General features: G+C 63.9%; 16 protein-coding genes. 7 read left to right on the plus strand and 9 right to left on the minus strand.

What is annotated here, in order from left to right; genetic code table 11:
* Window positions 1-17 precede the first annotated feature (17 nt).
* From HYH08_RS07895 to HYH08_RS07910, 4 genes are all read right to left on the minus strand, one after another.
* Entirely contained in the window at window positions 18-1,244 is a 1,227-nt protein-coding gene (locus HYH08_RS07895; RefSeq protein WP_220009199.1) for an EAL domain-containing response regulator, read from the minus strand.
* 285 nt (window positions 1,245-1,529) lie between these two features.
* Window positions 1,530-2,495, minus strand: coding sequence for a fatty acid desaturase (locus HYH08_RS07900; protein WP_220009200.1), 966 nt, complete (start codon window positions 2,493-2,495; stop codon window positions 1,530-1,532).
* A gap of 15 nt (window positions 2,496-2,510) precedes the next feature.
* Window positions 2,511-3,527 (minus strand): alpha/beta fold hydrolase, encoded by a 1,017-nt coding sequence (locus HYH08_RS07905; RefSeq protein ID WP_220009201.1) that lies wholly within the window; start codon window positions 3,525-3,527, stop codon window positions 2,511-2,513.
* 158 nt (window positions 3,528-3,685) lie between these two features.
* Entirely contained in the window at window positions 3,686-4,489 is an 804-nt protein-coding gene (locus tag HYH08_RS07910) for an MBL fold metallo-hydrolase (protein WP_220009202.1), read from the minus strand.
* Window positions 4,490-4,696: 207 nt separating this feature from the next.
* Between HYH08_RS07910 and HYH08_RS07915 the strand changes: the two genes are divergently transcribed.
* Complete coding sequence (locus HYH08_RS07915; protein WP_220009203.1) at window positions 4,697-5,893, plus strand: MFS transporter; 1,197 nt, start codon at window positions 4,697-4,699, stop codon at window positions 5,891-5,893.
* A 48-nt stretch (window positions 5,894-5,941) separates the two neighbouring features.
* Here the strand turns inward: HYH08_RS07915 and HYH08_RS07920 are convergent, their stop codons facing one another.
* Window positions 5,942-7,555, minus strand: a complete 1,614-nt coding sequence (locus tag HYH08_RS07920; protein ID WP_220009204.1) for an acyl-CoA synthetase — start codon at window positions 7,553-7,555, stop codon at window positions 5,942-5,944.
* 156 nt (window positions 7,556-7,711) lie between these two features.
* Between HYH08_RS07920 and HYH08_RS07925 the strand changes: the two genes are divergently transcribed.
* The 4 genes from HYH08_RS07925 (at window position 7,712) to HYH08_RS07940 (ending at window position 14,067) form a co-directional block, all read left to right on the plus strand.
* Entirely contained in the window at window positions 7,712-8,917 is a 1,206-nt protein-coding gene (locus HYH08_RS07925; RefSeq protein ID WP_220009205.1) for an ABC transporter substrate-binding protein, read from the plus strand.
* 196 nt (window positions 8,918-9,113) lie between these two features.
* A complete protein-coding gene (locus HYH08_RS07930) occupies window positions 9,114-10,181 on the plus strand; it encodes an HlyD family secretion protein (protein WP_220009206.1) in 1,068 nt (355 codons plus the stop codon).
* Window positions 10,178-12,952 (plus strand): ribosome-associated ATPase/putative transporter RbbA, encoded by a 2,775-nt coding sequence (rbbA, locus tag HYH08_RS07935; protein WP_220009207.1) that lies wholly within the window; start codon window positions 10,178-10,180, stop codon window positions 12,950-12,952. Before HYH08_RS07930 ends, rbbA begins: the two co-directional genes overlap by 4 nt.
* A gap of 2 nt (window positions 12,953-12,954) precedes the next feature.
* Complete coding sequence (locus tag HYH08_RS07940; protein ID WP_220009208.1) at window positions 12,955-14,067, plus strand: ABC transporter permease; 1,113 nt, start codon at window positions 12,955-12,957, stop codon at window positions 14,065-14,067.
* Here the strand turns inward: HYH08_RS07940 and HYH08_RS07945 are convergent.
* The 3 genes from HYH08_RS07945 to HYH08_RS07955 all read right to left on the minus strand — a co-directional run bounded on the left by HYH08_RS07945 (window position 14,064) and on the right by HYH08_RS07955 (window position 19,135).
* Window positions 14,064-14,552: a DUF2059 domain-containing protein gene (locus tag HYH08_RS07945; protein WP_220009209.1), complete on the minus strand. Its 489-nt coding sequence runs from the start codon at window positions 14,550-14,552 to the stop codon at window positions 14,064-14,066. The two genes, HYH08_RS07940 and HYH08_RS07945, sit on opposite strands and share 4 nt — an antisense overlap.
* Window positions 14,553-14,584: 32 nt before the next feature.
* Entirely contained in the window at window positions 14,585-15,790 is a 1,206-nt protein-coding gene (locus tag HYH08_RS07950) for an OpgC domain-containing protein (RefSeq protein ID WP_220009210.1), read from the minus strand.
* Window positions 15,791-16,078: 288 nt separating this feature from the next.
* Entirely contained in the window at window positions 16,079-19,135 is a 3,057-nt protein-coding gene (locus HYH08_RS07955) for an ATP-binding protein (protein WP_220009211.1), read from the minus strand.
* Window positions 19,136-19,411: 276 nt separating this feature from the next.
* Here HYH08_RS07955 and HYH08_RS07960 point away from each other — a divergent pair, with 276 nt between their 5' ends.
* Together HYH08_RS07960 and HYH08_RS07965 are read left to right on the plus strand one after the other, a co-directional pair.
* A complete protein-coding gene (locus tag HYH08_RS07960; protein WP_220009212.1) occupies window positions 19,412-19,906 on the plus strand; it encodes a hypothetical protein in 495 nt (164 codons plus the stop codon).
* A 247-nt stretch (window positions 19,907-20,153) separates the two neighbouring features.
* On the plus strand, window positions 20,154-20,564 hold the full coding sequence (locus HYH08_RS07965) for a hypothetical protein (protein ID WP_228747627.1): 411 nt from the start codon (window positions 20,154-20,156) through the stop codon (window positions 20,562-20,564).
* A gap of 222 nt (window positions 20,565-20,786) precedes the next feature.
* Here HYH08_RS07965 and HYH08_RS07970 read toward each other — a convergent pair whose 3' ends face one another.
* A complete protein-coding gene (locus HYH08_RS07970) occupies window positions 20,787-21,365 on the minus strand; it encodes a hypothetical protein (protein ID WP_220009213.1) in 579 nt (192 codons plus the stop codon).
* Window positions 21,366-21,578 lie beyond the last annotated feature (213 nt).

Below are 21,578 nucleotides of genomic sequence, written 5' to 3' on the forward strand. Positions count from 1 at the left end.
GGCCGGGGTTCGTCGTCTCAGCTCGCGAGGGCCGCCGCCGTTGCGGCCTGTTCGTCCACGCTGGAATTGCGCTGCGAAATCCATCGCTCCGCGCGCGAACGCCGCAGCGAGGGTGCAAAGAAGAAGCCTTGCGCGACATCGCAACCGATCCGGCGAATGATCTCGAGCGCCTCCGGGCTTTCGACGCCCTCGGCTACCACTTTCATGTTGAACGCCTTCGCCAGTGCGACGGAAGCATCGACGATCTTCATCATGTCCTCGTCGCTTTCACAGCCCTTGATGAAGGACTGATCGATCTTCAGCTCGCTGAACGGCAGCCGCGCCAGCGCCGCCAGAGACGAATAACCCGTGCCGAAATCATCGATGGCAGCGCCGATCTTCTTGATCCGCAGTCGCACCAGGATGTCGTTGGCGCGATCGACGTCGGCCATCGCAATGGTCTCGGTGATCTCCACGGTGAGCGCCGAGGGCGGCACGTTCTCGTGGCGCAAGATCTCCTCGATCCGCTCGGGCAGGGTCAGATCGGACATCAACGATCCCGAGATGTTGACCGCGATGGTGAAGCCCGGATTGCGCTCGATCAGTTTGCGGCCCTGCGACAGGGCCGACGACAGGACGCAATCGGTCACCTCGCGCATCAGACCGGCCTGTTCGGCAATCGGAATGAAGACGAGCGGCGAGATCATGCCGAATTCAGCCGTCTGCCAGCGGGCGAGCGCCTCGGCGCCGACGACCTTTCCGGTCTGAAGCGCGATCTTCGGCTGGAATTCGACGAAGAACTCGCCGTCAGCGAGACCACGCGCGATTCTGTCCGGCGTGATCTGAAGCAGGGGCGAGGCGGAGGCCGTCGCGAGCTGCGACCGCTCAGGCAATTCGAGCGCGCTGCGCAGCCGGTTGAGATCGAGCGGCTTGGTCAGACAACCGCCGATCGACAGCTTCAGGCCGGTCGCGACCCGGCGCGTTGCCTTCAAGATGCGATCATCGCAGCCGCTGATGATCACGATCGACATCGCGCGGAGGTTCCGTTCGGCAACGAAGCGCATCAGCTCGACACCGTCCCGCTCGCCGAGCGACAGGTCGAGCACCATGATCTCGAAGGCCTCACGCGCCAGCAGCTCGGTTGCAGCCTCGAACGAGGGAGCAACGAGGCTGTCGTAGCCGAGCTTCGCTGCGATCTTGCTGATCAGAACCCGCTGCACCAGATCGTCATCGACCACCAGAAGACGGCTTCTCGTCGCGCTCATTGCCAACCTCTCCTCACGTTCGCGGCGTTGATGCGCGCAGAGCTAAGGCGGACGGCTCACCTCGTCGTGAATACAAGACTGCTAAAACTGTCTCGATCGGCAAGGATTCGTTAGCCACGTTCCATCTGCGGCCAAGCGATTGATTTCGATTGATGTTTCCACGCCGCGCCGGGCGGCGCGGCCGGACGGTACCGGAGTGATCCGCGCCATCGGCGCATGCGATGAACGCGTCGTAAAGCGGGCTATCGAAAGTCGGCAGACGGACGACGGGCTTCGAATGAACCTCTACTCCGGCACCTTTGGCGAACCGCCGCTCAGATGCCGTCGAAACCAGCTCCAGGTCTCATGCGTCGTCCGGATGTAGCCTTGGCCGCGATAGACGATCTCGCCGTCGACGATCTCGTTCAGCTTCGGCAGCGCGTGAAACGGGATCGAGGGATAGGCGTGATGCTCGACATGGTAGGGCATGTTCCACGCGAACCACTTGACCAGCGCGCCGGTATAGGTGGTGCGCGTGTTCTGGAACGCGCTGCGGGTATGGTCGCAACCGGTGTGCTCGGCATAGAGATAAGGCCGCAGGAAGAACTGCCCGATGATCAGCGGCACGATCCAGACCCAGAGCAGCAGCGCGGAGGAGAACCACAGCGAGAGCGCGAGCAGCAGCGCGTAGAGCGCCACATAGGTTCGCGCCTCGGTCACGATGACGCCGCGCTTGTTCGCGGGGATCCAGGGCACGACCACCTTGCCGGTAACGGCATGGCCAAGCATCAGCCGGAGGCGGCCGGCGACCTGGAGCAGGCCGCTATAGGCGATTGCGAGCTGCGTGTCGGATTTCGGCTTCACGCCGACGATCAGCTCGGGATCCTTGTCGGGATCCTGGGTGTAGCGGTGATGATCCCAGTGGAACAGGCAGTAATATTCGTAAGGCAATCCGATGATGAAAGCCGAGAGATAGCCGACCGCGAGATTGAGGCCGCGGCTCCTGAAGGCCGTCTTGTGCGCAGTCTCGTGTACCGCCATGAACAGGAAGGCGACGAGATAACCCTGCGCCACCATCAGCGGCAACGCCCAGAGCACGCCATAGCGGGACGTCACCAGCCAGATCAGCGCGCCGAGCAGCCCGATCAATCCGTAATGGCCGAGGCTCTGCATCGCGCCGCGGAGATTGGAGCGGACCGACAATTCGCGCAGCATGGCGGGGGTCAGCGGCTTCAGACGGTGGCCGGGCTCTGAAACGGTCGCGTCAGTCATGATCGGGTACCTGTCCTACTTGCGAAGCAGCTCCGCGATCTCGGCCTTGAGGAAGGCCTGATCGCGCGGAATGCTGATGGGATTGCCGGCGCGATGGCCGTGCAGCGAGGGGATCGGATGCAGCACGGCCGAGCGCGCATTGACCAGCCTGGGAAGCTCGGCCTCATTGTCGCGGATGTCGAAATAGCGATCGGTCGCGCCGGGCATCAGCAGCATATGCGCCCTGATCGCGGCGAGCGCGCGATCGAGATCGCCGCCGAATGCGACACAGGAGCTGATGTCGCCGCGCTGCCAGATGCCGATCTGTGCCAGCAGATCGTTGGCATCGCGCTTGGCGAACACCGTGTCCCATGCACGGACCAGATAGTCTTCCAACGATGTAAATCCGGCCTCGCGCCAGAGTTCGTCACGATAAAAACCGTGCGACATCGCCCAGCCGGCATAGACGCGGCCCATGGCGCGGTAGCCGGCAACGGGCTTTTCGACGAAGCGGCCGTTACGGAAGGCTGGATCGCCTGTGAGAGCCGCCTTCACGCTTTCGAGGAAAACGTAATTGTAAGGCGCGCAGCGCGCGCTGCCGCAGACCACGGCGGCGCGCTCGACCATGTCGGGGTGCAGCGCTGCCCAGTGATTGGCCTGCATGCCGCCCATCGACCAGCCATAGACCAGCGCGAGTTTTGAGATGCCGAAGCGTTCGGTGAGCAGCCAGTGCTGGACCGAGATGGCATCGTGATAGCTGATTTCAGGAAACCAGCCCGCAGTATTGGACGGGGAGGACGAAAGGCCATTGCCGAACAGGTTCGGGATGATGATGAAGTAACGCGTGGGATCGAGCACGCCGTTCGGCCCGATCAGCCACTCGGTGTCGATATGCTGGGCGCTGAAGGAGGTCGGATAGAGAATGACGTTATCCTTGGCGGGGCTGAGCGTGCCGTAGGTCTTGTAGGCGAGCTTCATCGCCGGAAAGACGGCGCCGGACTGAAGCGTGACGTCGCCGGCTTCGAAGATCTCGTAATCACGCTCCGTCGCCATGAACCCAATTCCCACCCACGCGGCCGCAGCATGCGACCGCCGCAACGACGATGCATCGATCATGCCGGACCGGCTAACGCCCCATTGCGCCGCGCTCAATAACTGTACTTATAGTACAGTTATTTGTGGTAGGCAACGGGAATTCCGCCCCCTCCGCGTCAACTGATGGCCGCGATGTACCGCTCCACCGAGGCCGCGAACGCGGCCTTGGCGCCGCTAGTGATGTTGCGGCCCCACCAGGCGCCATAGATGCGGTCGAAGGCGAGCGGCTCGACCGCCGCCGCGATCCTGCGTACCGCGGCAGCACCGAGCGGCATGTAATTGGGATAGGAGTACATGAAGCTGACGAAGCGGCGGTCCATCGTCACCTGGGCGATGTCACCAGTGAGCAGCGCGCCCTTGCCGTCCGCGCCGCGCGCATGGTGCAGCATGGTCGCGCCGTTGAAATGGCCGCCGGTGCGGAGCAGCAGCAAATCATCGGAGATGCGCTGCCGATCGCCGGTCCAGTGCTGGATGGAGGGATGCGGACGCGTCACCCATTGGCGATCGTCGGCATGCAGATAGACCGGCGCACCGCCGAACGCCTCGCTCCAGTCGGCCAGCGCGCCATAGTAATGTGGATGCGAAATCGCGATCGCCTTCAGCCCGCCGAGCGAACGTACATGCGCGATCGCCTCCGGTGTCGCCAGGGGAATGCAGTCCCACATCATGCAGCCGTCTGCCAGCGGGATCAGCAGCGCGCGCTGCCCGATCGCGAAACTCGGCTCGAGCGCGATGCCGGTGAGGCCGAGATCGTCGCGCCAGACCAGCCGGTGGCGCTCCGCGAGTGCTTCGCGCGCGAGAAACGTTTGCCCCTTCCAGTTCACGAACTGCCGCTCGTCCTCGCAGATCGGACAGGATGCCGGCGGCTTTTCGCTGTCCGGAAATTGGGCGCCGCAGGTTTCGCAGGTCCAGAGAGGCATGGCCATGATCCGAAAAGAAGAGCGGACACTCACCAGGTGACATCGCGGCGCCCCATCGGCGGTCTGGAGGAACCAACGCGATGCGTGCATGTTAGTCTCGGGTCCGCTCCCGCGCCAGTTGGCCGGTCATGTCAGCCCGTCTTGTCAGCCCGTCTTGTCAGCCCTGCCTGAACGAGACCCTTCTGCCGGAAGTCGTTCAGCGTCTCGATGACATCGCGCTCCCCTTCCCGCATCTGGCCTCTCTACGGCGTCAATTTCTTCATGGCCGACATGCAGTCGGGCATCGGGCCGTTCGTCGGCGTGTTCCTGCAGGAGCGGGGCTGGGCGACGGGACTGATCGGCACGGCGCTGACAATCGGCAATGTCGCGGGGATGCTGGTGACGACGCCGATCGGCGGCTTCATCGACTCCAGCCGCAACAAGCGGCTGTGGGTCGTCATTCCCGGCATCTGCGTGGTGCTGGCCTCCGCGATCATCCTGGTCTCGCAGAATTTCTGGGCGGTGACGTTCTCGCAAGTGGCACAATCGCTGGCGAGCGCCGCGATCGTTCCGGCCGTCACCGGAATCACGCTCGGCATCGCCAAACAAAAAGGCTTCAACGCGCTGAACGGCCGGAACCAGGCCTTCAACCACGCCGGCAACATGGTCGGCGCGGCGCTCTCGGGCTATCTCGGCTACAAGTTCGGTTATGTCGCGGTGTTCGTGCTGGCGGCCGTCTTCGGCGCCATCGCGATCGCCTGCGTGCTGATGATCCCGGCCAAGTCGATCGACGATCGCCAGGCCCGCGGCAGCAAGGAGGACGAGAGCAAGAATCCGCCGGTAGCCATGACCGTCCTGCTCAAGCACAAGCCGCTCCTGGTGCTGGCGCTCGCGCTCGCCATCTTCCATCTCGGCAATGCCGCGATCGTCCCGCTCTATGGCCTTGCGGCGGTGGCCGAGGGACAGGCCAACGGACCGAGCTTCGTGGCGACCACTGTCGTCATCGCGCAGGGCGTCATGGTCGTGACCTCGCTGGTCGCCATGAAGGCCGCGAGCAAGCGCAATTACTGGCCGGTGATCCTGGTGTCCTTCATGTTCTTGCCGGTCCGCGGCGTGCTCGCGTTCTTCGTGACGGGATGGTGGGGCGTGGTTCCGATGCAGGTACTCGACGGCATCGGCACCGGCTTGCAGACGGTTGCCGTCCCCGGCATGGTCGCACGGTCGCTGGACGGCACCGGCCGCATCAATCTCGGTCAGGGGGCGGTGATCACCGTGCAAGGCGTCGGCGCGAGCCTCAGTCCCGCGCTCGGCGGCTGGATCGCCCAGTGGATCGGCTACGGCCCGACCTTCCTGCTGCTCGGCGGCTTCGGTCTCGCGTCAATCGCGCTGTGGCTGGCGTTCGGGGCGGCGGTGAAGAAGTACTGAGGCGCACCTGGCAACCGAACCGTTCGGAATGACGAGAGGCCGAGGAGCTCAGGTGCCAAAACTCTTCTGCACCGCCTTGTCGAGCGTCTCGCCGCCGACGAAGCGCTGGCGCAGCTCGCGCTTGAGCAGCTTGCCGCTCGGGTTCTTCGGCAGGCTGTCGACGAAGATGACGCGCTTGGGCACCTTGAAATGCGCCATCTGGCCGGCACAGTGTTTCACCACAGCCTCCTCGTCGAGCGTCTCGCCGGTCTTGACCACCACGATCGCGGTCACCGCCTCGATCCAGCGCGGATCAGGCAGGCCGACGACCGCAACCTCGGAGACCGCGGGGATGCGGTAGACCATCTCCTCGACCTCGCGGCTGGCGACATTCTCGCCGCCGGTCTTGATCATGTCCTTGACGCGATCGACCACGGTGATGTGACCCTCGTCATCGACGGTGGCGAGATCACCGGAGTGAAACCAGCCGCCGGTGAACGCCGCCGCGGTCTTGACGGGATCGTTGTAATAGCCGGAGAGCAGATGCGGCGAGCGGTGCACGATCTCGCCGACCTCGCCGACCTTCACGTCCTCCATCGCGGTGTTGACCACGCGCGTCTCGACATTCAGCACGGGTTTGCCGGCCGAGCCGGCCTTGCGCAGCTGATCCTCCGGCCGCAGCACGGTCGCCAGTGGCGCGATCTCGGTCTGGCCGTAGAAGTTCCAGAACTTGACATTGGGCAACCGGCGCTGGAGCTCGAGCAGGACTTCCACCGGCATGATGGAGGCGCCGTAATAGCCCTTCTGGAGCGTCGACAGATCGGTCTTGTCGAAATTCGGCGAGCGCAGCATCGCAATCCAGATCGTCGGCGGCGCGAAGAAGGATGTGATCTTGTGCGCCTGGATCAGGGCCAGGATGTTGTCGGCGGTAGGCTTGCCCGTGATCACGCCGGAGGCACCGAGATAGATTTGCGGGCCGAGGAACACATCGAGCTGCGCACAGTGATAGAGCGGCAGCGCGTGCAAGAACTTGTCGTCCATGCTCATGCCGCCGTCGATGATGCAACTGACATATTGCCACATCACGGCTTCATGGGTCAGCATCGCGCCCTTGGGCAGGGATTCCGTGCCGCTGGTGTAGACGATCTGCGCGAGATCGCGGCTGTCGACGGACGCCTCCAGGAACGAGCCGTAGGCATCAAGGAGATCGTCGAAGGTGGTGAGGCCCGCAGGCCCGGGGGCGCGATCCTCGCCCGGCAGCCAGATCATCTTCTCGACCGCGCAATCCCTGGCGCTCGCGGCCTTCGCAGGCTCGACGAAGTCGGGTCCGGTCGCCAGCAGCTTTGCGCCGGAGCTCTTGAGGATGAAATGGATCTCATCCGGATTGAGCATGAAGTTGATCGGCACCAGCACGGCGCCGATCCGCGCAACCGCGAAACGCAGCGCGGCAAACGCGTGCGAATTGCGCGAGAGCACCGCAAGGCGGTCGCCCTTCTTCACCCCGAGGCCCAGCAGGCCGCGGCCGAGCCGGTTGCAGATCGCATCCATCTCGGCAAAGGTCCAGCTCACGTCGCCACAGCTCACCGCAAGCTTGTTCGGCTCACGGCCTGCCGAGCGGCGCAAGAGATCGCCGATGGAATGCTCGCGCGCTTTCGAGATGGTTGCTGCGATGTCGCTCGACATTTCCATTCCCCCCGGGATTTGCAATTTTCGCAAACCGTAGTCGGCGCTGCCGGCCGCGTCAAATCGACGGCGCGCCGGCGTCATGACGCAAGAATTGCCACTTCGCCGGGGCAAATCTGGGCCGGTGCACCAACTATAAAAACCGGGGGAAGTGTCATGTCTCGGATCGCGCACGCCGCCTTGGCGGCCGGGCTGCTGTCTGCGTTTTTCATCCATCCATCATCCGCCCAGCAAACCCCGCTCAAAATCGGCGTGCTCTCCGATTTCTCCTCGGTCTATTCCGACATCGGTGGCCAGGGGAATGTCGAAGCCACCAAGATGGCGATCGAGGATTTTGGCGGGCAGATGTTCGGCAAGCCGATCGACATGGTCTCGGCCGATGTGCTCAACAAGCCCGACGTCGCCTCCACCATCGCCCGCAAATGGTGGGAGAGCGAAGGCGTCGACATGATCATCGACCTGCCGACCTCGGCAACGGCGCTTGCGGTGATGGAGCTGTCGAAGCAGTACGAGAAGGTGATGATCGTCACCGACGCGGCGAGCTCCGACATCACCGGAAAGTCCTGCTCGCCCTACACCGCGCACTGGACTTATGACACCTATTCCAACGCCCACACCGTCGGCAGCGCCATCGTCAAGAACGGCGGTGACAGCTGGTTTTTCCTCACCGCGGATTATGTGTTCGGCCATTCGATCGAACGCGACACCGGCGACGTGGTGAAGGCGGCCGGCGGCAAGGTGCTGGGCAGCGTCAAGCATCCGCTCAACACGGCGGACTTCTCGTCCTTCCTGCTGCAGGCGCAGGCCTCCAAGGCCAAGATCATCGGCCTCGCCAATGGCGGCGGCGACACCATCAACGCCATCAAGCAGGCCGGCGAGTTCGGCATCGTCGCCGGCGGCCAGAACCTCGCGGCCATCGTGATGTTCATCTCCGACGTGCATAGCCTGGGGCTGAAGCTCGCGCAGGGCCTGATCATCACCGAGGCCTATTATTGGGACCTCAACGACAGGACCCGCGCCTTCGGCAAGCGTTTTCAGGAGCGTATCAAGCGGATGCCGACGATGAACCAGGCCGCGACCTACAGCGCGACGCTGCACTATCTCAAGGCCGTGCAGGCCGCCGGCACCAAGGACACCAAGACAGTCATGGCCAAGATGCGCGAGATGCCGGTGAAGGATGCCTTCACAGACAACGGGACCTTACGCGAGGACGGCCGCATGGTGCACAGCATGTTCCTGTTCCAGGTGAAGAAGCCCGAGGAGTCCAAGGGCCCGTGGGACTATTACAAGCTGCTCGCCGAAGTGCCGGCCGACCAGGCGTTCCGCCCGCTCAAGGATGGTGGCTGCCCGCTGGTGAAGTGAGGCCCGTCCCGGCCGCCAACGGAGAAAAAGCGACGCGATGCCTCGCAATTGGGCAGCGAAGCCTCGCGCCGCGATCTGATCTGTATCAAGTTGCGATGCAAAAATCGCGGCAATGTTGAGCCTGCCCGTCCGTGCAAAGAGCGGCCGGGCGTTCGTGTCTCAACATGCGGGCGCCGCTGCACGGCGTAATGAACAGATGAATCTCTCTCCGGGTCGCGTCATCGGCGCGATCGTCATTTTGCTTGCGGGCGGCGGCTATTACTACTGGACTCATCGCGATTCCAATCCGCTGCCGGCGGGCTTCGCCCGCGGCAACGGCCGCATCGAGGCGGTCGAGATCGACATCGCCACCAAGACGCCGGGCCGGATCCGCGAGATCCTGGTCAACGAAGGCGACTTCGTGCGCGCAGGCCAGATTCTGGCGCGCATGGACACCGAGCAATTGCAGGCCCAGCACCGCCAAGCCGAAGCACAGCTGCAGCGCGCGTCGATCAATGTCGATACCGCGAAGAGCCTGGTGAACCAGCGCGAGGCTGAGCGCACGGCCGCCGAGGCCGTGGTCGACCAGCGGCTCGCCCAGCTCGATACGACGAGCCGCAAGCTCGATCGCTCCGAGCAGTTGATCAGGACGAGCGCGGTGTCGCAGCAGGTACTGGACGACGACCGCTCCGCCAACGCCACGGCGAAAGCGGCGCTTGCCGCTTCGAAAGCGCAGGTCGCGGCATCGGAGGCCGCGATCAGTTCCGCCCGCGCCATGGTGATCGACGCCGGGGCTGCGGTCGACGCCGTCAGGGCCGCGATCGAGAGCATCAACGCCGATCTCAACGACAGCGTGCTGAAGGCGCCGCGCGAAGGCCGCGTGCAATATCGCGTGTCGCAGCCGGGAGAGGTGCTCGCCGCCGGAGGCCGCGTCCTCAACATGGTTGATCTCGGCGACGTCTACATGACGTTCTTCCTGCCGACGGCGGATGCCGGACGCGTCGCGATGGGCTCCGAGGTCCGCCTCGTGCTCGACGCCATCCCGCAATATGTAATTCCCGCCAAGGCCACTTTCGTCGCCGACGTCGCGCAGTTCACGCCCAAGACTGTGGAGACCGAGGAGGAGCGCCAGAAGCTGATGTTCCGGATCAAGGCCCATATCGCGCCCGAGCTGCTGCGCCAGCACATCGAGCATGTGAAGACCGGTCTGCCTGGAATGGCCTATGTGCAGCTCGATCCTGCCGCACAATGGCCCGACAATCTCAAGATCAAGCTGACCCGATGAGCACGGCGGCCACAGCCGATGCGCCGGCCGCCGCCGGCAGCGTCGTGCAACTCGACGGCGTGGGCCTGAGCTACGGCAAGACCCGGGCGCTCGATGCCATCACGCTCGACTTGCCGTCGGGCTGCATGGTCGGACTGATTGGCCCCGACGGCGTCGGCAAATCCAGCCTGCTCGCACTGATCTCCGGCGCGCGCGCGATCCAGGAAGGCCGCATCCATGTGCTCGGCGGCGACATGGCGAGCGCGCGCCACCGGCGCAACGTCTGCCCGGATATCGCTTACATGCCGCAGGGGCTCGGCAAGAATCTGTATCCAACGCTGTCGGTGTTCGAGAACATCGACTTCTTCGGCCGCCTGTTCGGACACGACAAGGCGGAACGCACGAGGCGGATCGCCGGCCTGCTGCGCGACACCGGGCTCGCGCCCTTTGCCGACCGGCCGGCGGCGAATCTCTCCGGCGGCATGAAGCAGAAGGTCGGCCTGTGCTGCGCCCTGATCCACGATCCCGAACTCTTGATCCTGGACGAGCCGACCACCGGCGTCGACCCGCTTTCACGGCGTCAGTTCTGGGAGCTGATCACCTCGATCCGCCACACCCGGTCGGGCATGAGCGTGATCGTCTCGACCGCCTATATGGAAGAAGCCGCGCAGTTCGACGCCCTGATCGCGATGAACGCCGGCCGCGTGCTGGCGACGGGAACGCCGGCCGAGCTCAAGCGGCAGACCGGCGCCGACACGCTCGACGACGCCTTCATTCGCCTGCTGCCCGAGACCGATCGCAGCCATCATACCGGTGTCGTCATTCCGCCGCGCAGCGCGGAGCACGACGAGATCGCGATCGAGGCAGACCACCTGACCCGGCGCTTTAACGACTTCGTCGCCGTGAACGACGTCAGCTTCCGCATCAGGAAGGGCGAGATCTTCGGGTTCCTCGGTTCGAACGGTTGCGGCAAGACCACGACCATGAAGATGCTCACCGGCCTGTTGCCGGTCAGCGAAGGCACCGCGCGGCTGTTCGGCAAGCCGATCGACGCGGCGGACATGTCGGTGCGACGGCGCATCGGCTACATGTCGCAAGGCTTCTCGCTGTATTCGGAGCTCACAGTCACGCAAAATCTCGACCTGCACGCGCGGCTCTTCGAGCTGCCGGCGGACACCATTGCCACGCGCATTGACGAGATGATCGCTCGGTTCGATCTCGCCGGCGTCGCCGATTCCATGCCCGAGGCGCTGCCGCTCGGGCTGCGGCAGCGGCTGTCGCTCGCGGTCGCCATGATCCATGCCCCCGACATCCTCATCCTCGACGAGCCGACCTCCGGCGTCGATCCGGTGGCCCGCGACCGCTTCTGGCAGATCCTCGCCGAGCTCTCGCGCAAGGACAATGTCACCATTTTCGTCTCGACCCACTTCATGAACGAAGCCGAGCGCTGCGACCGCGTTTCGCTGATGCATGCAGGCAAGGTGCTGACGTCGGACGCGCCGGCGGCGATCGTGGCCGCGCGCGGCGCCGCCACGCTGGAGCAGGCCTTCATCGCCTACCTCGAAGAGGCGATCGCCGACACCGGAGTATCGACCGTCCAGCCTGCGATTGTCTCGCCTGCGACTGCGGCAGGGACCGCCGCGGTCCCGCGCAGGCGGAGCGCCTCACTCAGTCCGACGCGCATGCTCGCCTACTCCCGCCGCGAGGCGCTCGAACTGCAGCGCGATCCGATCCGCGCCACGCTCGCGATCCTCGGCAGCGTGCTGCTGCTGTTCGTGCTCGGCTACGGCATCAGCATGGACGTCGAGAACCTGACTTTCGCCGTGCTCGACCGCGACGACACCGCCATCAGCCGCGACTACAGTCTTCAGATCGCGGGATCGCGCTACTTCACCCAGAAGTCGCCGATCACCGATTATGCCGACCTCGATCGCCGCATGCGCGCCGGCGAGATCGGTCTCGCCATCGAGCTGCCGCCCGGTTTCGGTCGCGACGTCAGCCACGGCCGCCATGTCGAGATCGGCGCCTGGGTCGACGGCGCCAATCCGACCCGCGCCGAGACGTTGCGCTCCTATGCCCAGGCGATCCATGCCACCTGGCTGGCGCAGAAGGGCCGCGAGCTCTATGGCGAGGCGGCGATCGCCGGCTCCTACCAGCTCCAACTGCGCTACCGCTACAATCCCGACGTCAGGAGCGTCGTCGCGATGGCGCCCGGAATTATCCCGCTATTGCTGATCATGATTCCGGCCGTGCTCGCCGCGCTCGCGGTGGTGCGTGAGAAGGAGCTCGGCTCGATCGTCAATTTCTATGTGACACCGGTGACGCGGTTGGAATTCCTGCTCGGCACGCAACTGCCCTATGTCGTGCTGGCATTCGGAAACTTCCTCCTGCTGGTCGCCTTCGCCCTCACTGTGTTCGGCGTGCCCTTCACCGGCAGCTTTCCGACCTATGCGTTGGCCGCGCTGCTCTATGTCACGGCCACGACCGGCATGGGCCTAGTGATCTCCGCTTTCATGAATAGCCAGATCGCGGCCCTGTTCGGCACCGTGCTGATCACGCTGATCCCGGCCATCCAGTATTCCGGCTTGATCGATCCGGTCTCATCGCTCCAGGGACTGGGCGCTCTGATCGGGCAGCTCTATCCCACCACCTATTTCGTCACGATCTCGCGCGGCACCTTCTCCAAGGGCCTCGGTTTCGAGACCCTTCACAACGACCTTCTGGCCCTCGCCATCATGGTCCCGGTGCTGGTGGCATCCGGGGCCATGCTGCTGAAGAAACAGGCCCGCTGACCATGCGCATCGACAACGTGCTTCAGCTCGGCATCAAGGAACTGCGCGGTCTCGTCCGGGACCCGATGCTGCTCGTGCTCATCGTCTATTCCTTCACCCTGGCGGTCTATGCCGGCGCCAGGGCACTGCCGGAAACCTTGAACCGCGCCGCGATCGCCATCGTCGACGAGGATCATTCTCAGGTCTCGACCCGCATCGGGATGGCGTTCACCGCGCCCTATTTCTCCGTGCCGCGCCTGATCTCGCAATACGAAATGGACCGCAGGATGGACGCCGGCCTCGACACATTCGCGCTCGACATCCCGCCGGACTTCCAGCGCGACCTGCTGGCGCGGAAGTCGCCGGAGATCCAGCTCAACGTCGATGCGACGCGGATCTCGCAGGCCTTCAACGGCGGCGGCTATGTCGAGCAGATCGTCGGCGCGGAGATCTCCGAGTTCCTGGCCCGCACGCGCGATGCGCAGGCCGCGCCGATCGACCTGGCGCTGCGCGCCCGGTTCAACCCGGAGCTGAAGAAATCCTGGTTCGGTGCCATCGACCACGTGATCACCTCGATCACCATGCTCTCGATCATCCTGACCGGCGCGGCGCTGATCCGCGAGCGCGAGCACGGCACGATCGAGCACCTGCTGGTGATGCCGGTCACGCCGCTGGAGATCATGGTGAGCAAGATCTGGTCGATGGGTGCGGTGGTGCTGATCGCATCCGCGCTGTCGATCCTGTTCGTGGTCAAGGGATGGCTGGCGGTGACCATCGACGGATCGGTGGCGCTGTTCCTCGTCGGCGCGGCGCTGCAGCTGTTTGCCACCACGAGCATGGGCATCTTCCTCGCCACCGTCGCCGGCTCGATGCCGCAATTCGGGCTGCTGCTGATCATGACCCTTCTGCCGCTGCAGACCCTGTCGGGCAGCATGACGCCGCGCGAGAGCATGCCGCAATTCGTCCAGGACATCATGCTGGCCGCGCCCAACACGCATTTCGTGATGCTGGCGCAGGCCATCCTGTTCCGCGGCGCGGGCCTCGAGGCGGTCTGGCCGCAGCTCGCCGCGCTGACGCTGATCGGCGTCGTCTTCTTCCTGATCGCGCTGCGGCGTTTCCGCGCGTTCCTGGCCTAGAGCTTGTGCCCCTTCTGCCTGAGCGACTCGATCAGGCGCTGCTTCAATTCGTCGGCGGCCTGCTGGCCGACGTCCTGGCTGACTTGCGCAGCGGCCTGCGCCAGCTCGGAGGACTTCTCGAGATACTTCCGGCCCGCCGGCCCGGCATAGAACGACTTGATCTGACGCAGCTCATCGACGGTAAAACTCTGGGCATACCTCGCCGCGATCTGGTCGGTCATCGCGGCGAGATATGGGGCATAGATCTCGGCGCCCGGCGCTGTCATCACATCATAGTCGCGCTCGATCTCCGGCCTGTCCTGCGCGACCACCGGCCGGAGCTTGAGCAGCAGCTGCGGCAGCAGCGCGCGGTACTGGTCGGCGATCTTCAAGGTGACGACGAGCTCGCGCGCCGCCGCCATCGCCTCGGGTGACGGCGCCTGCGCTGATGCCGTGCAAACCAGCAGCAGGAGGGCGCCGGCGATCGTGAGCAAACGTCTGGACATGAGCCTCTCCATGCGGGTGATGGCTGGCATGCTTAGGGCCTTGCGGGCACGGTTGCCGGCGCGCGGTCCAATGCCGTATCGGCCTCCTCGACCTCGGTCACCTTCACGAACAGGTTCGGCACCCGTTCGACGCGACCGAGCAGCCAGGCCGCGCCGATCATGATGACGATCCCGACGACGGAGACGGCGAGCTGCTCCCAGACGCCCTTGGTGTACTGGGTCAGGATCCAATGCGCCGAGAACGACAGGAACACGCCAAGGCAGAAGATCGGCAGTGAATGCTGGCCGCAGAGGATAACGGGCCGCATCCAGGGCGCATGCAGCGCGCACCATTTGCGCGAGACGAAATGGGTCACCCAGACCGCCAGCGCCAGGAAGTGGGTGAAGCGCAGCATGTCGAGGTCCGTCTTGTCGATCGGGTAGATCAGCTTGATCATCCATTTCGGGATCAAGGCCTCGAGCGGGGGAATGTGCCAGGTCATCACGATGATGAGCGCGAAGACCAGCCAGGCGGCCGCCAGGCTCATCACCGCCTTCGACCATACCCATGCCGCGATCTTCGCGATCTGGCCGATGCCGCACCAGGCCGCGAACACGAACATCAGTTGCCAGCAGAACGGGTTGAAGTACCAGGTCGTGCCGGGCGGATAGGAGGCGATGTTCCAGTCGAACCAGCGCGACAGCATATAGAGCACCACGGACGCCGCCAGCGTCAGGTTTGGACGCCGCACCAGGCACCAGACGATGAACGGCGAGGCCAACACCAGCGTGATGTAGAGCGGCAACACGTCGAGATTGACCGGCTTGTACTTCAGGACGATCGCCTGCCCGATCAGCTCGTCCGGATGCGACAGGAAATTGAACACGTTGAACTCGTGCTCGTACATCGGATTGTCGAAGCGGCGCGCGGTGCGGGCGATCTGCGCGGTGAACAGGAGGAACAGCATGATGTGGGCGACATACATCTCGCCCGCGCGCCGCCACAGCCGCTTCAGCGCGGCGAGAAACCAACCGCCGGCGACGATCGGCCCGTAGATCCAGCCGACCAGGTAGCCAGAGATGAAGACGAAGAACTCCGCGGCGTCGCTGAAGCCGTAATTGCGCAAGGTGAGCCAGGCCACGACGTCGTGCGGGATGTGATCGAGGAAAATCATCCACAACCCGATGCCGCGAAACAGATCGAGCCGCAAATCGCGCTCGACCGGTGCGAGCAACGCTGACTGGTCCCGTGTGATCATGGCCCCGCCTCTTGTGGTGGGCGTCGCGCCAATGCGGCGCCGAAAAATCGGATGCTAAAAAATGTGGATCAAAAGTCACCTGACCTTCAGGCTAGTGACAACGGTAGCCAACCTTGGACGCCGTGCAAGGGCTTCGTCATCACGATCGGCGAGACGAGCTCCCCATCGAAGTTCGAAAACAACCCCATGCACAGTAGAACCGCATTTGTAAGCTATTGCTTTCCCTAGGAAATTCAAACGGCCCGTCGGGCAGAAACCAGTCCAACGGCGCGCCTCCCGCACTCAAGCTCAGGTCAGCTGATCGCCCTTCGCGAGCGCCTCGTTCAGCATCGCCTCGGCCTTGTACTGGAGCGGTCGCGCGCCGCTGTCGGAGGCGATTGCGATGGCGGCGCGCAGGGCGACGATGATCGCGGCCTTGTTCGCCGCATCCGTCGGCGGCGTCACCACGGCCTCGCCGAACAGGGCCTCGGCCTCGAGCCCGGCAAAGCCCTGCTGCCGGGCGGTATTGCGCGCCTCGCGCAACATGTTCTGCGCGGCCTGGACGTCGCCGAGGCGGTGGGTGGCGAGCGCCAGATAGATCGATGAGCGCAGCACCGCCGAGGTATAGCCGACCGCCTTCGCCTCCTCGCGCGCCTCGCTCAGCATGCCGCGCGCGCGGTCGAACAGCCCCTGCTCCAGATAGGCGATGCCGAGGTGGCAGGCCAGCACCGGCACGAACAGCCGGATGCCGTGCTTCTGCGCCAGCACGAAGCCGTCTTCGAGAATGGACGCGGCCGCCGCCGGATCGCCCTGGCCGAGCTTCAGCCAGCCGCCGCTATAGGCCGCGGCGACGCGGTCATAGGGTCGATTGGTCTCCTCCGCGATCGCAGCGGCCTGTTGCTGGAGCTGCGCGGCGCGATCGAGCTCGCCCATGACGATGTGGGTGAAGCTCTTCATCATGCAACACAGGAGGAGCACATACTTGGGGGCCGTACTCCTGGGAGCTTCGGCATTGGGGCTCATCAGACGAGAACAGGCATGGGCAAATGCCTGCCCGGCCTCCTGATAGCGTCCCGCCAGGAAATAGGCCTGTCCCAGACCATATTGCGCAACGTTGAGCCAACCTGCCTCGCCTCCCTTCTCCGCGAGATCGACGACCTGCTCGCCGATGGCCACCGCTTCTATCGGGGTGCCGTAGAAGTTCTGCGCAGCCGCCCTGACAGTCATGGCGGCAATCTTTCGCCCTATATCGTCAATGGCATTGGCGCGCCGCTCGGCCTCCTTTCCGAGCTCGAACCATTCGGCAATCTGGCCGGACGCCATAAACGCCGAGCGCGCCTCAATGCGAATATCCACCGCACGAGCCTCCCTTGATTGGGTTGCCGGCATCATGTCCAACGATTTCATCGCGGTCTCGAAATAGTTGGCCGCGTCGCAAAATGCAGAACGGGCCAGACATTTCTGGGCCGAGGCTCTGCCGTAGGTGAACGCCCTGTCCCAATCCTTCGCTCTGGTAGCGTGATAGCAGAGCTTGTCGGGATCGTGGGCGGCGCTTTCGCTACCTTCCAAGGCCGAAAGAACGCGCGCATGGATGCTCTCACGTACCTTTTCGACCATCGAATCATAGGTCACCTGCCGGACCATCTCGTGCCGAAACGCGAGTGCATCCTCCAACTCGCTATCGATCCTCACGAGCAACTCGGCACGATCCAGCATCGCGAGGCAATCCACGAAGATTTCCTCCGGCAGTACCGCAACTTTCCGCAGTATGGCTTCGCTCGATCGCGGACCCAGAGCGGCTGCAATCTGCAAGACCAGTCGTTCATTCCTCGACACACGGTCCAGGCGCGCGGCAATCACCCCCTGGATACTGGTAGGGATTCCAAGTTCCTCAACGGGCCGTATAAGGGCAAGATCGCCCCATTGACCGCGAAGCATCCCGCTATCCTTCAGGCTGCGGCAGACTTCCTCGATGAACAGGGGTACGTTGGCTGTATGAGAGATGATCCGGTCTTTGAGATCCGCGTTATTGTCGGACGGGCCGAGCATATCGGCGAGCATGGTCCGTCCGGAATCGTCGTCAAGAGGACGCATCGCGACAATTTCCGCGTGGCAGCGCGCTATCCAAACGGGCATGCCAGTGGGACGGGCCGTGAGAAGCACGAGCAGATTTGGCACCTGCAGCCCCGCAAGGGCGGCCACAACTGTATCGCTTGCTCGATCAATCCAGTGCAAATCCTCAACGAGCAGCACGGTGCGTTGACCACGTACCACGCTCTCGACGATCGCGCAGCTTGCGTCGGAAATGGCGCGTCCGCGCGCATGAGGCTCGAGTTCGTCCCATCGCGGGTCGGATATCGACAGATCCAGCACCGCATCGATGGCACACCGTTGAATCGTCGGCAATTCCCTTCGCAGATCGCCCGCACTACCCGGATCTTTTGCGGCCATCTCCAAAATTGAAAGCAGCAACCGCTTGAGCGCACTGAACGACGCTCCCTCTAAATTCGGGCTGCACTCAGCGTCGATCAATCGCCACCCCTCGGCCTTGAGGTCTTGGGCAAACTCATGCGCAAGGCGCGACTTTCCGATGCCGGCATCGCCCAACAATAGAACGGTTTGCCGGCTGGTCCCTGCACTCGCCGCCGCGCGCCTCAACAGCGCTCGCTCGGTCGTCCGATCGACGAACCGGGAGATGCTGCGCGCGCGTCGCACCCGCCAGCTGGAAAGGTCGCTCGCGCCTACGATCCGATAGATCGGCAGCGGCTCACCGAAGCCACGCAGAGATTTCCGGCCGATCGACTCGAAGCGAACGTGCCCATCAGCAAGTTTCTGACAAGCTTCCGATACGAATATCTGATTTGCGCCAGCAACGGATTCAAGCCGGGCGGCCAGATGCTGGGCAGCGCCACCGATCTCGTAGACTTTGGAGAATTCGCTGGCGACCATATAGGCAACGACGTGGCCGGAGTGGAGGCCGACCCGGACTTGAAGCCCGGGATCGCCCAGGCTTCCAACGCGCCGAACGAGCTCAATGGCGGCATGACAGGCCAGCGGCGCATGGTTGTCGTCCGCGATAGGGGCCCCAAACACCGCGGCCAACCCATCGCCCAGCTCCTTGCTGACGATGCCGCCGAACTGACGCACGGCCCCCCTCATGGCGGCCAAAGCCGGCTCTAGACGGGACACCGCCTCCTCCGGCTCCAGGTCGGCAACAAGACCGGTAGAGTCGACCACGTCTGCGCGAAGGATCGTCACAAACCTTCGCTCGCTGTCGGGATCGACGCGTTGGCTCACGGGCGTCCCGCATTTGGCGCACCAGCTATCACCCAGAGTGATGGTCGACTGGCAAGTGAAGCACTGCATTCCGGCGCCTTCAAAAGGGGCTCGGCCCCTGTTCGAGCAATGGGCCGCTAGCAACGAAATGTAAGATTACTCAATGGACGTTGCTAAGCAATCGGCGCGCCAACCACGCTCGACAGATCGCCGTTGAAGAACGATCCCCGGATGGACGGAATACACTTCTGGGTGGTAGTTTGATTCTACGCCACGCGGTGGCTGGGTGGGTGTTTTTTCTGATCGACCAGCACGACAGCCGAATATTACGCCCGGCTGGCAGCCGGATTTTGGAGGATTAGGACGATGGGCGCTAGGGTTTACAACGAAGAGCCATTCAAAGATTTGATGAATGACAATTATTTCCCTCTGGAGAACATGAAGAGGAGCGTGGACATCCTCAAGGCGTCGCCGGACATCCACTTGCCGACCCTGGAATACGGCCAGTACCACCTGATCCTGACGCCGGCGGACAAATGGCCGGACGGGAGCGCGGCGTACTGGCACAAGGAGAAGGGACGGGCTCGCGTCGACCTCACCACGCAGTTGAACACGGTCCCGCTGTCCAAGGACGAGCCCGGCGTGATCCCGCTGACGCGATGCGCGTTGCTCGATGCCTGCGTGCGGAAATGCTTTAATTCCGAGCCGCCGATCCCGATGAAGACGAACATCATCACCCACGCGGCGAGCGACGCCTATGCCGACCGGCACGAAATCCGGCTGGAGTGGGAATACGACAACGGCGAGGACCAGCCGCCGACGCTGCTTCGCCTGACGATGGTCTGTCCGTATCGACCCTGATTCCGAGCGGGAGCAACGCGGAAGCTTCCGCACCAATCGAGGATGGTCCGTCGTCGCCACAGCATACGTTGCACGACGGACCGATCATTCGCCGCCCCGCCCCTCTCGAAGGCCGCGTTGCACTATATCGCGGGCCGCGCCGTTAACAGGAGCGGCCGATGACCGTGGGACTGCTGGAGCTCGAAGGCACGATCGAAGTCGACAGTTCTGGCCGGAGGGCCGGTCGGATGCCGATATCTCCAACGTCGTGGCGACAGTCGCGCCCGATGCGATCCGCTTTGCCAAGACCATCGGGGCCTTCAATTTCGACTTGCGCGAACCCAAGGCGGGCGAGACCGATGTGCTCGCGACCGACAAGGGCGCGGTGATCCTGCCAAAGCTCTATCGCCGCTACACCAACTGGTCCGCGCGCAAGAAGGCGAAGATCACGAGCCAGAATTTCGAGAAGTTTCTGGCCGAGGGCTCCGGCGGCAAGCCCGATACCTGCTACGAGACCGACGACTTCCTGGAGAATGGCGTGCACTCGGCGTCGCCAAGGAATTTTGCCGAGCTCGTCGAGGGCGGGAAGACGATCAAGTTTCAGCCGGATGGGCTGGTGTTCGGCGAAGCGCCGTCGACGTTGGTCGGGGCGGCTGGGACACCGATCAAGGCGTTTTAGGGCTGCGCGAACCGTCAAAAAGAAAAATGGCCCGCGTAGCGCGGGCCATTTTTGCATACGACGGCTGTGCACTTGACGAGCTCCTGAGCGCTGCAGGCTGGCGAGTGCACTTTCACCTCGACGGTGGACGCCTGCAGAAGCGGCCAAGGGTGCTGGTGAGTCAGTTGAACGCGGCAACAGGTGTTGCCGCGTTCGTCGTGATCGCTTGCGACCTTTTGGGGATTACTGGGTCGGCGGCAGCACGACCTGCGAGGTCTGCTGCGGCAGGTTGCTGTAGGTCGCGCTCTCCTTGGTGCAGATATCCCTGAACACCACGACGCCGGCCTGGGGATATTCCTTCACGAGGCAGTTGCAATTGTTGTTGACGACCGGCGCCGGGGCTGCCGCCACGACGGGCGCCGGCGTGCTCGCAACCACGGTCGCGGGCCGCTGGACGACGACCGTCTCCTTCACCACCGGCGCGGTCGGGACATACACCGGCTTGTTGACGACGACCGGCACGGGCACCGGCCTGACGACCACCTGCGGCGGCACATACACCGGGGGCGGTGCGGGGCGCGGATAGACCGCGACCTGCGGCGGCATCGGCCGCGGAGCGGGAACCAGGATGGCAGGGCGCACACCGCCGTTGCCGCCATAGCCGCCGAAGTGGGGACCGATTTGAGGGCGGCCCTGGGGCGCATTGCCATACTGTCCTTCCGAGCCCCAGCCGGCCTGGGCCGAGTTGCTCGTGATACCTGCAGCCACGCTCGCCAACACCATCGCGGCCGCCATCTTCGTGATCATCGCCGTCTTCGTCATGGTCCACCTGTTTGTTTGTTTTGCAGCAGATTGTCGTCGTGGGATGAGTGATAGCCGGGCGCGACGCGGACATCCGTGACGCAGCGCACACGTCGTCCTCCGATGGAATGAGGGAAAGGTATGGGCCCGATCGGCGTCGTTCGTTGAAGCGGTGGCTGCTTGCTCGCGCGCAGCCTTGCGGAGTTGGGGGGAAGTTCCCCCCTGTGCTCGCTT

This window comes from Bradyrhizobium sp. BR 10289 (genome assembly GCF_019455385.1).
In the GTDB taxonomy this organism is placed as follows: Bacteria; Pseudomonadota; Alphaproteobacteria; order Rhizobiales; family Xanthobacteraceae; genus Bradyrhizobium.